Source organism: Paenibacillus sp. S28, assembly GCF_016624415.1.
Lineage (GTDB): Bacteria > Bacillota > Bacilli > Paenibacillales > Paenibacillaceae > Paenibacillus_AQ > Paenibacillus_AQ favisporus.
The window spans coordinates 758052-773424 of record NZ_JACVTM010000002.1 but is presented as its reverse complement, the minus strand read 5'-3'; the positions used below and the strand labels follow the sequence as shown (position 1 = coordinate 773424).

Below are 15373 nucleotides of genomic sequence, written 5' to 3'. Positions count from 1 at the left end.
GTTTTGGCGTTCCGTGTCCCGATCCTAAACTTTGGCTTCGAGGTATTCGAGGCTGTCCAATATTTCCTTCACGCTGAGCTCCGCACAGGCCATGGAGGTATCTGCAACACCATAGAACATTTTCACCGTGTCACCGTCAATGACGGCGCCGCAGGAAAACACCACGTCTCCAAAAAAGCCCTGCTTTTCATATTCCGCCTCAGGCTCCATCACCGGCTTCCCGGAACGGGCGATCACCCGCGTCGGATCGTCCAGATCGAGAAGCACAGCACCCATGCAGTAGCGGTGATCCGATGTCGCTCCGTGATACAGCTCAAGCCAGCCTTTGTCGGTCTTGAACGGCACGGCGCCGCCTCCGATCCGGCCGCTGTCCCACATCCCGTCCCGGAGGCCGAGCAGATGCTTATGATTGCCCCAATAGAGCAGATTGTCGGATTCCGCGATCCAAATTTCCGGATTTCCGATGCTTTTCATCGTCGGACGATGGAGAGCGTAGTATTTGCCGTTGATCTTTTCCGGGAAAATGAGCACGTCCTTATTGTCCGGACCAAAGATCATGCCGTGATGCCGGGTCGTCACAAAGTCGGTGGTCGACACGAGCGATTCTCCGATCCCTACGGGAGACACGACGGAAAAATAAATATAGTAAGTATCGCCGATCTGCGTGACCCGTGGATCCTCGATGCCGAACGCTTCCTGTTCGTTGGACGGATAAATGAACGGCTGATCGTCCACCGTGAAGTGATGGCCGTCCTTGCTGCGGGCGATTCGGATATAAGAAAGGGACGTCAAATACTCAAACGTGCCGTTTTTGGATTTATTGCGGATCACCCGCGGGTCGGAAAAATCGTACCGGTCATCGTCTTTGCGGAAAGGAATCAGTTCAAGATCACCACGCTTTGCATTGAATACAGGGGCGATAACGACGTTCGGATCGCCGCTGACCGGACGCTCCGCCACACGCAGCAGCATCAGCGTTTCCCCTTGATACTCGGCGATGCCGGCATTAAATGCACCGATCACCTCAAAGCCCTCGCGGTGAGGCTTGACGTCGGCAGGGGTGATTAAAGGATTTTCAGGATATCGATAAATGTTCATTCGGATCAAGCTCCTTCATTGTATTAACTAGGATTCGAATCTCGCAAAAGGATCGGCTATGATCAGACGCTGTGCCTCCGCATCGCTTGTTCCTGCATACAGCACCGCCGTCCCGTCGCCCCGGCGCAGGATGCCGCCGCTGAATACGACGTCCTGAAGGTCTTCGCGCTTGGCCGGACCCGGCAGAAAATCATCCCGCACCGCAATCAGCATCATATCGGAAAACGCAGCCGTCTGCGGATCGAGTACAAAAATCATGGGATAATAATGACGATCGCCTTCGGCATCGTAACAGGCCGTATGTCCCAGCACGCCGAGAAGGCCGTTGCTTAGCACGTGGATTTCATTGGCCCCTCCCCATTCTTCGGGGATAAACTGGCCTTCCAGGAGCGGGGCTTCCTCAATCGCCTGAACAGTCAAGTCGTCCAGTGATGCGGCCTGGAAATAACCGATCTGGCCGCGCCCGCCTTTATCGCCCTGCGGGCGGGTGAATACGCCGATCCCGCCGTCCGGAAGTCCGGTGAGCCGCAGATCCTTCATGCCGTCCGGACCGGTGAAAAACAGCTTTAAATCCGCGATGCGGCCGCCCCGGTAAATTGCCGTGCGCCACATGAGCGCTCCCTCTTTCTCCGGGTGCGGGTAAATCTGAACTCCGCCCATGATCAGCTCTCCGCCGATCCGGGTATGAAACGGGTCCTGCAGTGCGAGTACCGGCGCTCCTTCAAGCGGCACCCAGGCACCGTCGTTTTCCACGAAGAACACGACCTGGGAATGCTCACTGTCGCGGGATTCCACCCGGCCCGCGATGACGGTCCGCCCATCATCCTCGAACGGAGCCGTGATGTTGTATACATCCCGGTCTCCGACGCCGGCAAAAACCAGCTTCTCCGCCTTGTGAGCAGGAGCGGTTCTCTCCCGCCCCGCCAAGTACTGTTCCAGCAGCACACGGCATGTTTTTACTTCCGTTTTGTTCACGTTTAACACGATGATCCCCCTACCTGGTCGAAGTTAAATTCATTGCATGTTATGGTTCGTGTTCGTTGCCCAGACCGCAGCCTCAAAGGGATCAATAACCAGTGAATGACAGCGATTCGAATCCGCGGACGTTTCTTTGCTGGTCAGCAGTAAGCGGTACGAAGCCGCGTCGGCTGCCAAATGGTTCAAATCGCACGGTCGGTTCCCGAAATTTAGCGCAACCCAAATCTCTTCCTCTTCCGATTGACGGCCGTAGTAAATACACTCCCCTTTCCGCTTCAAAAAAGTGTACTTCCCGGTTTGGAGAGCCTTATGCTTACCACGCAGCCGGATGAGGGAGCGGTAGAATTCCAGCAGTGAGTGCTTGCTCCCCCACTGCTTCTGGACGTGAACCTGCTGGGACGACGGGCCGAGGGGTATCCACGATCCGTGAAGTGAAAATCCGCCGTAACGGCTCCCATCCCACTGCATAGGCGTTCTGGAGTGATCCCGGCTTCGAAGGATTGCGGCGGTAAGCGCATCGGCCTCGGGCATCCCCGATTCCTTTGCCATCCGGTATGCGGTCAGCCCCTGAATATCGCGCATTTGCCCGATGTCCGCCGGCACGAAGTCCCGCATGCCGATCTCATCACCGTAATAAATGAAGGGAACGCCTTTGGCGGTCAGCATCAATGCCGCCATCAGCTTGGCGGTGCATAGGTCCAGGGAATCGTCTCCAGAAGAAAAGCGGCTATAATGCCGCGGCATGTCATGGCTGCTGAAGAAAATCGTCGGCACCTGATCCGGCCGGTGAAACTCCTCCATCCGAACAAGCTCGGCAAACATCTCATGAACCTTCAGTTCCTTGCGGCTGCCCAGATTAAAATTAAACACCACATCCAGCAGGTCCCCGCCGCTGTATCGGCGCAGCACCTCCATATCCTCGGAACCAACTTCGCCTACCATAAATACATCTTTGTTCTGAGACCGTACGAACTCGCAAATATCGCGGATGGCCTCCACAATGCCCTCCTGATTTTGGTCGAACCGGTGATCCTGTTCGCCATCCGCCGTGACCGGGTTTTCCTTAAACTGCCCGGACACCTTCAGGAAATTAATGACGTCCAGCCGGAAACCGTCAATCCCGCGGCCGAGCCAAAACAACATCACTTCCTTCATGGCCTCCCTGACCTCGGGATTCGCCCAGTTGAGATCTACCTGCTCTTTGGCGAAGGCATGGTAATAATACTGTCCGGTCGCCTCATCCCATTCCCATGCCGTCCCTCCGAAAAAGGACTCCCAATGGTTCGGTGTGCCGCCGTCCACGGCATCCTTCCAGATATACCAATCCCGCTTTGGACTCGTCCGTGATGACCGGGACTCTATGAACCAGGGATGCTCGGCGGATGTATGATTCAGCACCAGATCCGCGATCACGCGAATGCCGCGGCGGCGGGCTTCCCGGACGAAACGGTCAAAGTCATCCAGCGTCCCGAACACCGGATCCACCCCATAATAATTCGAGATGTCATAGCCGTTATCTACGCGCGGCGAGGGATAAAACGGAGTCAGCCAGATGCCCCCGATTCCAAGTTCCCGCAAGTAATCCAGCTTGGAGGTCAATCCCTGGAAATCGCCGGTGCCATCCCCGTTTCCGTCACAAAAGCTTGGCATGTAGATTTCATAAAAAACGCTGCTTTTCCACCAGGGTGTCTCTGCAGCCACCGTCTTCTCCCCCATGGAGATCCGCTCCTTCCTATCGCGCAGCGCTTATTTCAAGCTGACCTGCATGCCCTTCTGGAAGTTTTTGCCGAAGATGATGAACAGGATGATGATCGGCAGGGACAGCAGCACCGATCCCGCGTACAGCGGACCCGGATACGTTCCGTACGGACCAAACATCTGCGAAAGCAGAACGTTCAGCGTCAGCATCCCGTCGCTGCGGACCATGATCATATCCCACAGCAGCTCGGTCCAGCGCTCCATCAGCAGGAACAGAAAGACGACGCTGGTGATGGACTTGGACATCGGCATCATGATTTTGTACAAAATTTGAAAATCCCTTGCTCCGTCCAGCTTGGCCGCTTCAATAAATACGGATGGTACCGCCTTGAAGAAGTTCGTGTACATGAAGATCGCCCACAGGCTGACCCCTTTCGGAATGATCAGCGCCCAGTAGGTGTCGTACCAGCCCAGCTTTTGAATAATGAGAAAGCTCGGAATCAGCAGAATGATGGCCGGAAAAAACATATGGAACAAAATGAAGTTGTTGACGGTATCCCTGCCGCGCCATTTCAGCTTCGAAAGGGCATAAGCGACCATCACCCCGAACATCATCATGAGGAAGGTCGACAGCAGAGATACGATGATACTGTTTACAAAAGCGCCCAGCCAGGGCCGCGTGATTCCCGTCTCCCCGCCGGTAAACAGCCAGGTGTACGACTTCAGCGTATACGAACTCGGAATCAGCTTCCGATCCACCTGTGCCCAGTCGGCAAACGAATTCAGCACCATGTACAAATACGGATACACCATCACGAGCAGCAATACTCCCGCGATGATATAGCGGATGGTCAGACTGGACTTGCGGCTGCGTTTAGACCCAACCATTTCGCGCACCCCACTTTTCTAGCAGTTTCCGGATGATAAATATCGAGATAAAGGTAGCTACCGAGGCGAGCAGCGCCACCGCAGACGCATAACCGGCCTGCAGATTTTTGAACGCCTGGCTGTAAATTTCCATCTGCCACGTATTGGTGGCATTGTTTGGACCTCCGCCTGTCAGCTGGTACACCTCGGTGAAGATGCCGAAGGTGACGCCGAAAGCAAGAATCAGCGTCGTATAGAGCGCAGGGTACAGCAGCGGAAGCGTAATTTTCCAGAAGCGCTGCCGGCCGGTAACTCCGTCGATGGCAGCCGCCTCGTATACTTCGTGATCTATGCTTTCCAGGCCCGACGTCAGAATGAGCGCGTAGTACCCGGTAAATTTCCAAGCCATAATCATGCCGACGATCAGAAGTGCCGACCAGGAAGTCCCCAGCCAGTCGATGTTAATGCCGACTTTGCGCAGCGCCGTGTTGACCGGGCTGTTGAAAGACAGCAAACCTTTCACAATCAGCGCCGATACGACGCCGGAAGACAGGTACGGCAGGAAAAAGCCGATGAGAAACAAGCTTTTCAAACGCGGAAGACTGTGCACCAGAACCGAAACGACAAGCGACAGCACGATCACTAGCGGCACAAACACCATCATGAATTTATATGTCACCCAGAACGCGGCGTGCACGCCGGGCGATTTGAGTGCTTTGGTAAAATTGTCAAAGCCGACAAAGTCATATTCGGGAGCGATCAGATCCCAGTTCGTAAAAGACAAATAAAAGGACCAAACGAGCGGAATCAGGAAAAACACGAGAGAGTAAATGAGGTAGGGACTGGCGAACAGCCAGCCCAACCGGTTATTGTTTTCTTTCATTTAGAAGACTCCTTTTATTGAAGTTCCCCTTCAATGGCTTTCTTCATGTTCGCCCATCCGGCTGCCGGATCGATCTCCCCGCGGACGACCTTATTCCAGGCTTCTTGTCCAATAAAGGTCTGCAGGTCGTTATATTTCGGATTATCAATCGGCGGCACCGCATTCGGCACATTTTCGGCATAAGGCTTCAGTTCCGGGTTTTTGTCCAAAATCGCCTTGAAGGATTCGTTGGTGGTCAGGTCGTCGCGAGCCGGCGGCAGCTTCGTTTCATCGAACCACTGGGCGTCGTTTTTCGCGTCCGAATAAACCCACTTCACAAAATCCATCGCCGCCTGCTGCTGCTCCTTGGTGGCCGACGCATAGATCACAAGCCCCTTCGTATCGGCAAACGTTTTGGAATCTTTCGGGTCCACGCCGTCAGGTACCGGAGGCATGCTCAGCGTGTAATTCTGGTTGTATTTCATGTCCGGGAACTTCTCGGCCCAGTTCGTAAAGGTCCAAGGACCAAGGTCGATAAACAGGCTTGTGCCCGTCTCGAACGGATCCTGTACGTTTTGCGCCAGGATGCCCTTGTCCTTGCGGAGATCGTCAATAAACTTCAGCGTTTCGACGCCCGCTTTCTCATCCCCGACAAACTTGTTGCCTTCAATGAATTTGTTGCCGCCGGAAGCCGCGTTATACAGCATGAAGAAGTCAAACCATCTCTTCCATGCCGTCGGATCGGCGAGGTCCGCTTTGGCCCAGAAGTATTTGTCCGGATATTTCGCTTTCAGCTTCTTATTCACTTCAAGCGCTTCGCTGTACGTTTTAGGCGGCTCGTTGTACCCCAGTTCCTTCAGCAGGTCAAGGCGCCAGCCGAACAGCATCGCATTGGAGTAAATCGGAAGCACGTATTGATGCCCGTCGGCGAACTTCCATGGTTCAATCGTATTTTTCATATTACGGGTGGTGACGATATCGTTAAATCCGCTTAGCGTATCAAGCGGCACCAGCGCCTTGCTGTTTGCAAGCTGGGCGGCAAAACCGCGGTTGATGTTTTCCGAAATGGTCGGAGCGCTTCCCCCGGCAATCGCAGCCTGAATGCTGGCCTCGGAGCTTGGAGATTCCTTGATGACACTGACGTTGATTTTAACTTTGGAATTGGTCTGTTCGTACGCCTTGGCCATCTTCTCCCAGAAGGCTTGCTGCGTCGGATTGGCTGCCGCCCAAAACTCAATGGTCGTCACACCATCCGCCGTCGTTGCGCTTTGCTTTTTGGAACCGCAGGCGGCGAGCATGGAGGATAACACCAACACCAAAGCCAGAAGTCCGAGCATTTTTCTTTTCATCGAATCGTTGACCTCCTCAAAAAATTGTCTCGAAAGATTGAAACCATCATTCCAAAGACTCGAAACATTATTTTGTAACGTTACAAATTAAGATTACTTAATCTTTTGTAAGCGTTTGTGTAACCCTATTATTGTGCATTACAAAAACCTTGTCAACACTTTATTAAAGATAGAATAATCTTTTTATATAAAGGCTCTTTACTTATAGAACTTGTAACGTTACAATTTATCGTAATGTGATTTATTGAAAGGCAGGCTTCTTTTTAATTTTCTTAGAAAGAACTCCAATTATGCAGGCAAAACAAAGATTGAGGTGTCATATGAAGGATAAAGTAACCATGCAGGATATTGCGGAGCAGCTGAATATATCGAAGAATTCCGTGTCCCAGGCGCTGTCGGGAAAAGACGGGGTCAGCGAAGATACGCGGAAGCTGATCCTCGAGACGGCACACCGGATGGGATATGTGTATTCGCAAAGTCGTAAGCGCCGCTCCGGCGAGCTGGAACAGACCGGAAATATTGCGCTGATCGCTTCTGATTTTGCCTTTTCTATGAAAAGTTTCTTTGGTGAAATTTATTTGAGTATCGAACGCGAAACGGTGCGCAGGGGAAAAAATCTTCTGATCCAATCGGTCAGCAAACAGTCGGCTGATAAGCTGGCTCTCCCTTCGTTTCTGCTCAATCAATCCGTGGACGGCATCCTCATTCTGTCTCACATTACAACTGACTATATTAATACCATTACAAACATGGGTAAACCGACGGTCCTCATCGACCATCACCACCCCTCTATCCATGCTGACTGCATTTTAACCAATAACCGGTTTAGTGCATATGAGGCCATCCGTCACTTGACAGAACTGGGACATCGAAAGATCGGCCTGTTGGCCAACACTTCGTTTTCGCCAAGTTATTACGAGCGCTGGGAAGGATACGTACTGGCGATGAACGACTTCGGACTGGAGATCCACGAGCCATGGGTAATCAAGGATGCTGTAGAGAACACGGATTACATTTTGCAAAAAATAAAAACGCTGCCACAGCTCCCGACGGCATGGTTCTGCGTCAACGACGGGCTCGGCTTTTACCTGAATTCGGCCCTGCAGCAATCGGGTTACCGCGTGCCGGAGGACGTCTCCGTCGTCAGCTTCGACAACGGCTATTTGTCTCAGGTGTCCACGCCTCAAATTACGACGATGGATGTGGACCTGAAGCTCTACGGACGCAAGGCCGTGGAGCAGCTGTTCTGGCGGATGGATCATCCCGAGCATCCGTATACCGAACTACTCTTGCCCACCAAGCTGCTGAAGCGGGGGTCCAGCGGTCCAGCGCCCAGCGCTGGTACGGAGAAGCTGGAGGGTCATGAAACAGCGAACAGGAACGGGAAATAACCGTAAATAGACAGCGAAGAACTGAAATCAAAGCAAGCCGGTCCCTCAACTTGCGAGGGACCGGCTTTTTTACTGTACTTTTAAAAATTGCTAGGAGTAACGGTCGTATTCGGTCAGGTGGCAAGAAGGATCTCAATTATGGGACAAATGTGATCCCCGCGGATTACCGCCGAATGATCCCTTACGCTTACGCCCCTCCGTATAACCGCCGGTAAGCCGAAGGCGTCATCCCCTCATGCTCCATAAAACGCTTGTTGAAATAGCTCACGCTTGGATAACCCGCGTCCTCTGCGATCTGCCCGATCGTCGCACTCTTTCGCTCGAGCAGCCACTGCTTCGCCATCTGAAGGCGGCAGCGCGTGATGAACTCCATCGGCGTCATCTCGGTTACGCTGCGGAACAGCTTGCAGAAGTAGTAGGTGGATATGCCAAGTCTGCCCGCCCAATCCTCCAGGATGAACGGCTTGACCGCCTCCTGCTGCATGACCGGAAGCAGCTCCAGGATCCGGCTGCCCGAATTGTTCGATTTGACCGGAGACAACGGCGTGGCATGCTCGATAAATTCGGCCAGCAGCGCGTAAGTAAGTGTCGAGAGGCGGACCGGGTGGAGCATCCGGTGCTCTTCCGCCTCCTGCAGCAGATTTTCGTGCGCCTGCTCAAACGAAGCCGATTGGCGGATCGTCCATAAGAGGCTGTGGTGCAGACCGCGTTCGATCAAATAATCCTGCAGACCGCTCCCGTAGAAGTGAAACCAGCGGATATCCCACGGGTCTTCCTCGCTGCTGTAGTACCGCTGGCGCTGCATGGGAAAATACAGCACCGCCTCTCCCGGCCCCAGCTCGTAGACCACATCCTCCACTTCCACGTACCCTCTGCCTGCAGCCACGTAATGAATGTTGAAATTGTTCAAGGCCCCCGCCTCCCGGAATACACTGTGACCCGGATCGTTCCGGTAAAAGCCGACCGATTCGGGAAAACAGAAAAACGGCATCGACGGAAGGGTCAGCAAATGGCTTTGCCGCTTCACCTGTCCTCACCCCAAATGACAATATTGTTATAATACATTGCAAAATCGTATTATATTAATTTTAAATATAATCTTTTATAATCGCAATATAATCATAAATAAGCTTCTTGAGGAGATGATACACGAACATGAGCCAGAAATTGAAATGGGGCGTCCTGGGCTGCGCGGGCATCGCCAAGCGCTCGGTCATTCCCGGGGTGCAGCAGTCCGAGCTGAATGAAGTCGCCGCCATCGCCAGCCGCAACGAGGAGAAAGCTAAGCAGACGGCGGCGGACCTGAATATTCCGGTCGCTTACGGAAGCTACGAGGCGCTGCTTGAGGATCCGTCCATCGACGTCGTATACATTCCTTTGCCGAATCATCTTCATAAAGAGTGGACAATCCGCGCGGCGGAAGCCGGCAAGCATATCCTGTGCGAGAAGCCGCTGGCCCTAACCGAAAGCGAAGCAGCCGAAATGGCTCAAGCCGCCGCCAAAGCGGGCGTGTACTTGTCCGAAGCCTTCATGTACCGTTACCACCCCCGCTACGACAAGATCAAGCAGATTATCGACTCGGGCCAAATCGGCGAAGTCCGCGGCATCCGCAGCGCCTTTACTTTTAACAACGCCGGCGACAAAACGAACGTCCGCTACCGCAAGGATTGGGGCGGCGGCTCGATCTACGACGTCGGATGCTATCCGATCAACGCGGCTCGGCTGCTGCTCGGCAAGGAACCGATCGCCGTCACGGTGAACGCCTTTTTCTCGCCGGAGCATGACGATGTCGATATGATGGCCTCCGGCCTCATCGAATTTGACGGCTCCGTCGCACTGACCTTCGACTGCGCCATGTGGGCCGCGTCGCGCAATCCGCTGGAAATCCTCGGCACGGACGGCATCATCGAGGTGCCTTCAGCCTACGTTACACCGACGCCAGGCAGCGGCAACTTCTACTTGACCGTACGCGGGGAGCGGAGCGAAATCGAGGTTCCTCATGTAAACGCATACAGCCTGCAGGCCGATCAGCTCGCCCGGGCCATTATTAACAAGACGCCGCTGCAGTTCCAGCCCGAAGATGCGATTCACAACATGAAAGTGATTGACGCCTGCTTGCTGTCTGCACGCGAGCATACCCGGGTTGCGCTGTAACGAACCATTAAAAAACCACAATAGCTTAGGAGGGTATCATCCATGGAATACATTTCGGTCAAAGGTCTGGATAAAAAGGTTTCCCGTTTGATGAAAGGCACGGACTACTTTTACCACAATTCGTACGATAAAGCCGCGGCTAATATGGACGCGTATCTGGCCATCGGCGGCAATTCCGTCGACTCCGCCCACATCTATTGCGGCGGGGAAAGCGAAGAAGTGCTGGGCCGTTACATGAAGGAGCGCGGCAACCGGGATCAGATCGTCATCCTGACCAAGGGCGCCCATCACGACCAGAACGGTCCGCGCGTCAACAAGGAAGCCATCCGGCACGATATTACGACCAGCCTGAAGCGGCTGCAGACCGATTTTATCGATCTGTACGCGCTGCACCGGGACGATCCGAACGTGCCTGCCGGCGAAGTGATCGAAATTTTGAACGAATATGTCAAGTCAGGTACCGTCGGCGCCATCGGCTGTTCCAACTGGACGTGGCAGCGGATCAAGGAAGCCAACGATTACGCGGCCGAGAAAGGCTTGACCGGCTTTACCTTCAGCAGCCCGAACCTCAGCCTTGCCAAGCCGAACGAGCCATTCTGGAAAGGCTGCGTCTCGGCCGATGCCGAAACCTGCGCCTGGCATGAAGCCGAGCAGTTTCCACTCTTCTCCTGGTCTTCCCAGGCAAGAGGCTTCTTTACCGGCCGGTTTACGCCGGAAGTCCGCGACAACGCCGACCTGGTCCGCGTGTTCTACAGCGACGCCAACTGGGAGCGCCTGGAGCGTGCGAAGCAGCTCGGCGAGGAGCGCGGCGTGACCGCCATCCAAATCGCCCTCGCTTACGTGCTGAACCAGCCGTTCCCGACCTGCGCCCTGATTGGCGCCCAGTCGGCAGAAGAGCTGCGTTCCTGCGACGAGGGCTCCCGGATTCAGCTGAGCCGTGCGGAGCTTGACTGGCTGGACCTGACTTCGGACGAACGCTAAGCTATACAGCAGCGGTAAGCTGGGCTGCATTCCCTGACCTCTAGTCGTTCCGACGCCGAGCATGTCAAGCATAACAACAAGCCGCCTTCTCCCTAGTCTAACAGACCAGGCAGAGGGCGGCTTTTGTTCGTTATCGGCAGACGAGTTTACACGATGACGGCGGCCGACGGCTTGGGGAGCAGCTTATTTTCCGAGCTGCCGGCCCACTTGCCGTTCCGGGTTATGCCGCTCAGCATGTGCAGGTATATGTCAGGCCTCCAGTCCGGCACACCGGTCAGCGGATTGTGCTCAAACAACGGGAGCCGGCCTCCCGCCTGGCTCAAATCGAGGGTCGCCAGCACGACCGCCTCCTTGTCCTCGACCGGCGCCCCCTTGTATTCCGAGCCGATGTGGCTTGCAGGACCGACGATCATGCTGCCACCGGGAAAATACGAATCGTAATCCTGGCCGACAAGGTTCGAGCTGACGATAAACGTGCCGTTCTCCAGCGATCTCGATTTGAGCGTCGTGTAATACAGGTCCTGCCATCCTTCCACATTGTGGATCGCCGTCGGATTCAAATATATCCGCGAACCAAGCGCGGTATAATGCCGGACCAGTTCAGGGAAGCAGTAGGAATCGTAACAGATGCCGACCCCCACCGGTCCCCATGGCGTGTCGAACATGAGCGGCTCGCTGCCCTTTGTCGCCCATAGTGACTCCTTGGCTGCCGGATGGATTTTGCGGTAGGCGCCGATTACGCCTTCCGGACCGACCACGGCCGCGGAATTGTAGATGATATCCGGGTCCGCCGCATCCCGCTCCGGCATCCCAAGCACGACATACACACCGTATTCCTTGGACAGCTCTGCAAGGGCCAGCGTCGATTCGCCGGGCACCGTTTCGGCATTCTGCCTCTGCATTTCAGGGTCGTCATCCTTGACACCGTAGCCGGTTAGCGCGGTTTCCGGGAACAATATCAAATCCGCGCCCTGCTTCGCCGCCGTCCGCACATAGCCTTTCATGCGCTTCAAATTATCCGCCTTATCCCCCCATTTGGGATGAAAATTTATCGCAGCTACCGTAACGATGTCCTGAACCTCGCTAGAGCCGAACTTTGGATTTGTCATCGTATATTCACACACCCTTCTACAAATTTTGAACGGCCACCATTCCTTCGTGTACCAGCAAGCACGCCGTGTGATGACCCTCACCTACCTCAACAAGAGCCGGCACATTCTGTGCGCAGCGCGCTTCGGCGAACATGCACCGCGTCCGGAAGCGGCAGCCGGACGGCGGATTCAACGGACTCGGGAGATCACCCTTCAGCAGCACGGTTTCCGGCGCCTTGCGAACGGCCAGGTCCACCGAGGGCACCGACTTTAGAAGCGCCTGCGTGTAAGGATGCCGTGGATTCGCGAAAACTTCTTCCTTCGGCCCCTTCTCCACGACGCCGCCCAAATACATCACCATGACATCGTCGCTCATATATTCCACCACGTGCAGATCGTGGGAAATAAAGATCAGCGACAGGTCGAACTCCTTTTTCAGATCTTGAAACAGGTTCAGCGCCTGGGCCTGCACCGATTTGTCCAGCGCCGACACTGCCTCGTCGGCAATGACGATGTCCGGTTCGAGCACGAGCGCCCTGGCAATGGCCACGCGCTGCCTCTGCCCGCCGCTTAAATGATGCGGATACTTCGCGGCATAGGATTTGGGCAAGCCTACCGCATCCAAATAACGGTATGCCTGCGTACTGGCGGCAGCCCGCCCGGTTCCATTGGCCCACAGCGGGAACGCCACATTGTCCAGAATGGTCAGCTTCGGATTCAGCGAAGAATAAGGATTTTGAAACACCATTTGAATCCGTTTCCTCATTTTCTTCAAATCGGAACCGCCGAGCTTCAGCAAATCCTCGTTCTTGTATCGGACCTGCCCTTGGTCAGGCTCAATCAGTCTCATGATCAGCCGGGCCAAAGTAGACTTGCCGCATCCGGACTCGCCGACGATGCCGAGCGTACCCTTGGATTTCAGCGTGAAGGATACCCCGTTGACAGCGGACACCCCTCCCTTGCTCTGTCCGAATATTCCCCGCAGGGGAAAGGTCTTGCTGACATCGGTCACTTCAAGAATGTCCTCCATCCGTTATCCCTCCTTAACCTTTACTGTCCAGTACATCCGACAAGGCGTCGGATACGATGTTGAGCGCAAGCGATGTGACGAATATAAAGATGCCCGGGACGATCGTAACGATAGGGTCAATAAATATGACTTGCTTCAAATTGTTCAGCATAAATCCCCACTCCGGCGTCGGCGGCGATACGCCGAGTCCCAGAAAGCTCAGACCGGACGCGAGCATGAGGCAGATGCCGATCTGGGTCGTGCTGTAGACAAACAGTCGAGAAAAAATGTTGTTTACGACATGAAAACGGATGATGAGCCCCGTTCCGGCCCCGCTGGACAGCGCGGCTTCGATATACTCCTCCTTCTTCACCTCCTTCACGGCCGTTTCGGCAATGCGGGCAATCGGCGGAATGAAGACGATCGTCGCCGAGATCATGATGTTGCTGATGCCCGGACCGAGCGAAGCGGAGATGCCGATGGCCAGCAGAATCGCCGGGAACGAGAACAAAATATCCAGCGTGCGCATGATGAGCGTATTGACGATACCTTTAAAATATCCGGCGATGATTCCAAGCCCGCCACCTAGGATAACGGCGATCATGACCGGAACGATGCCTGACAGCAGGCTCAGCCGCCCCCCGTAAAAGATCCGGGTAAGCAAATCCCGGCCTTGTTCATCCGTGCCAAGAAGATGTCCCGCCGACCCGACAGGGAGAAGCCTCTCTTTGACGTTACCCGCGTAAGGATCATACGGGGACAGCCACGGGGCGGCGATGCAGGCGAGGATGATCGCGGCAAGAATGACCAGCGCGACCAGCGCCGCTCTCCGCCTGCAGAACGCCCGCCATCGTTCGGCAGCCTGCGAGGGCTGTTTTGGCAAACTTGCGGCCGAAGCCGCATCGGGAACAATGGATTGAACATTGGTAGCCATGCTGCCCACTCCTTTCAAGAATGCCTTACTCTTGGATCAAGAACCGCATGCAGTGAGTCGACTGCCAGATTGATGAGAACAAAAGCGACAGCTACCACAAGAACGCCCGATTGGACGATGGGAAAGTCCCGCTGCCCGATCGCCTGGTAGATCAACTGGCCGATGCCGGGCCAGGCAAAGACCGTTTCCACCAGGACGGAGCCGCCGATCAAATAGCCGAATTGGAGCCCGGCCACCGTCAAAATGGTCGGCATGCCGTTCTTGAGCACATGGCGCAGCACTTTGCCTGCCGGCGCACCTTTGGCCTGCAGTGCGAACACGAAGTCCTGCTGGAGCAAACCCGCGATCGTACTGCGCACCATCCTGGTCATAACGCCAAGCGTCGTCAGGGAGGCCGCAATCGTCGGGAGGATCAGGTGCCTGAAGGTATCCAGCAGCCCCCCATCCCCGATACTCTGCATCCCGGAGGAAGGGAGCCAGCCGAGACTGACGGAGAATATCCCGATCAGAATCAGCGCGGCCCAGAAATTCGGCATGCCGATTCCCGCGAGTCCCAGCACGTTGAACAGAGCAGCCGCCCACGATTTGGGACGGTATGCGCTGTAAACGCCGATGGCCAGGCCGAGGCCGAACGATACGACGGCGGAAGCCGCCGCCAGCAGCAGCGTATTTCCTACAGCCGGGAGCAGCAGTTCGCTGACCGGCAGCCGCTTGATGATAGATGTCCCCATATCCCCTTGAAACATATGGACGAGCCAATAGATGAACTGCACATAAATCGGCTTGTCGAGCCCAAGCTCGCGTGTTACCCGCATCCGCTCTTCCTCGGTCGCATCCGCAGGAACGATCGTGTTGACGGGATCTCCGGGGACCATTTGGAGCATCAGAAACACGATGACGGATACGCCAAACAGCGTGGGGATGAACAGAAGCAGACGTTTACTGATAAAAGCAACCATGC

General features: G+C 54.9%; 14 protein-coding genes. 3 read left to right on the top strand and 11 right to left on the bottom strand.

Annotated elements, in window-relative coordinates; translation table 11 throughout:
- Positions 1 to 24 precede the first annotated feature (24 nt).
- Genes IAE55_RS08070 through IAE55_RS08045 form a run of 6 tightly spaced genes read right to left on the bottom strand, consistent with a single transcriptional unit; the run spans position 25 to position 6852 of the window.
- A complete protein-coding gene (locus IAE55_RS08070; protein ID WP_145158644.1) occupies positions 25 to 1098 on the bottom strand; it encodes a BtaManbiosPhlase in 1074 nt (357 codons plus the stop codon).
- A gap of 27 nt (positions 1099 to 1125) precedes the next feature.
- Complete coding sequence (locus IAE55_RS08065) at positions 1126 to 2082, bottom strand: MTP-1 family protein (protein ID WP_200631606.1); 957 nt, start codon at positions 2080 to 2082, stop codon at positions 1126 to 1128.
- A 30-nt stretch (positions 2083 to 2112) separates the two neighbouring features.
- Entirely contained in the window at positions 2113 to 3792 is a 1680-nt protein-coding gene (locus IAE55_RS08060; protein ID WP_234489349.1) for an alpha-glucosidase, read from the bottom strand.
- A gap of 30 nt (positions 3793 to 3822) precedes the next feature.
- Positions 3823 to 4662 (bottom strand): carbohydrate ABC transporter permease, encoded by an 840-nt coding sequence (locus tag IAE55_RS08055; RefSeq protein WP_145158640.1) that lies wholly within the window; start codon positions 4660 to 4662, stop codon positions 3823 to 3825.
- The gene (locus tag IAE55_RS08050; protein WP_200631604.1) at positions 4649 to 5524 is read right to left on the bottom strand and encodes a carbohydrate ABC transporter permease; all 876 of its coding nucleotides are present in this window, start codon (positions 5522 to 5524) and stop codon (positions 4649 to 4651) included. The genes IAE55_RS08055 and IAE55_RS08050 overlap by 14 nt, the downstream gene beginning before the upstream one ends.
- Before the next feature lie 14 nt (positions 5525 to 5538).
- Entirely contained in the window at positions 5539 to 6852 is a 1314-nt protein-coding gene (locus tag IAE55_RS08045; protein ID WP_200631603.1) for an ABC transporter substrate-binding protein, read from the bottom strand.
- Between the two features lie 320 nt (positions 6853 to 7172).
- Here IAE55_RS08045 and IAE55_RS08040 point away from each other — a divergent pair, with 320 nt between their 5' ends.
- The gene (locus IAE55_RS08040) at positions 7173 to 8243 is read left to right on the top strand and encodes a LacI family DNA-binding transcriptional regulator (RefSeq protein WP_105442175.1); all 1071 of its coding nucleotides are present in this window, start codon (positions 7173 to 7175) and stop codon (positions 8241 to 8243) included.
- A 187-nt stretch (positions 8244 to 8430) separates the two neighbouring features.
- Here IAE55_RS08040 and IAE55_RS08035 read toward each other — a convergent pair whose 3' ends face one another.
- Positions 8431 to 9270, bottom strand: coding sequence for a helix-turn-helix transcriptional regulator (locus IAE55_RS08035; RefSeq protein ID WP_089547970.1), 840 nt, complete (start codon positions 9268 to 9270; stop codon positions 8431 to 8433).
- Positions 9271 to 9398: 128 nt separating this feature from the next.
- Between IAE55_RS08035 and IAE55_RS08030 the strand changes: the two genes are divergently transcribed.
- On the top strand, positions 9399 to 10397 hold the full coding sequence (locus tag IAE55_RS08030) for a Gfo/Idh/MocA family protein (protein ID WP_200631601.1): 999 nt from the start codon (positions 9399 to 9401) through the stop codon (positions 10395 to 10397).
- A gap of 42 nt (positions 10398 to 10439) precedes the next feature.
- Entirely contained in the window at positions 10440 to 11378 is a 939-nt protein-coding gene (locus IAE55_RS08025; RefSeq protein ID WP_145947692.1) for an aldo/keto reductase, read from the top strand.
- Positions 11379 to 11524: 146 nt separating this feature from the next.
- On the opposite strand, the gene IAE55_RS08020 is transcribed toward IAE55_RS08025, so the two are convergent.
- The 4 genes from IAE55_RS08020 to IAE55_RS08005 are packed head-to-tail and all read right to left on the bottom strand — an operon-like array spanning position 11525 to position 15371.
- Entirely contained in the window at positions 11525 to 12487 is a 963-nt protein-coding gene (locus IAE55_RS08020) for a carbon-nitrogen hydrolase family protein (protein ID WP_200631600.1), read from the bottom strand.
- Positions 12488 to 12506: 19 nt separating this feature from the next.
- Positions 12507 to 13499, bottom strand: coding sequence for an ABC transporter ATP-binding protein (locus IAE55_RS08015; protein ID WP_200631599.1), 993 nt, complete (start codon positions 13497 to 13499; stop codon positions 12507 to 12509).
- A gap of 13 nt (positions 13500 to 13512) precedes the next feature.
- Positions 13513 to 14412, bottom strand: coding sequence for an ABC transporter permease (locus IAE55_RS08010; protein WP_145158628.1), 900 nt, complete (start codon positions 14410 to 14412; stop codon positions 13513 to 13515).
- A 14-nt stretch (positions 14413 to 14426) separates the two neighbouring features.
- On the bottom strand, positions 14427 to 15371 hold the full coding sequence (locus IAE55_RS08005) for an ABC transporter permease (RefSeq protein ID WP_145158626.1): 945 nt from the start codon (positions 15369 to 15371) through the stop codon (positions 14427 to 14429).
- Between the last annotated feature and the right edge of the window lie 2 nt (positions 15372 to 15373).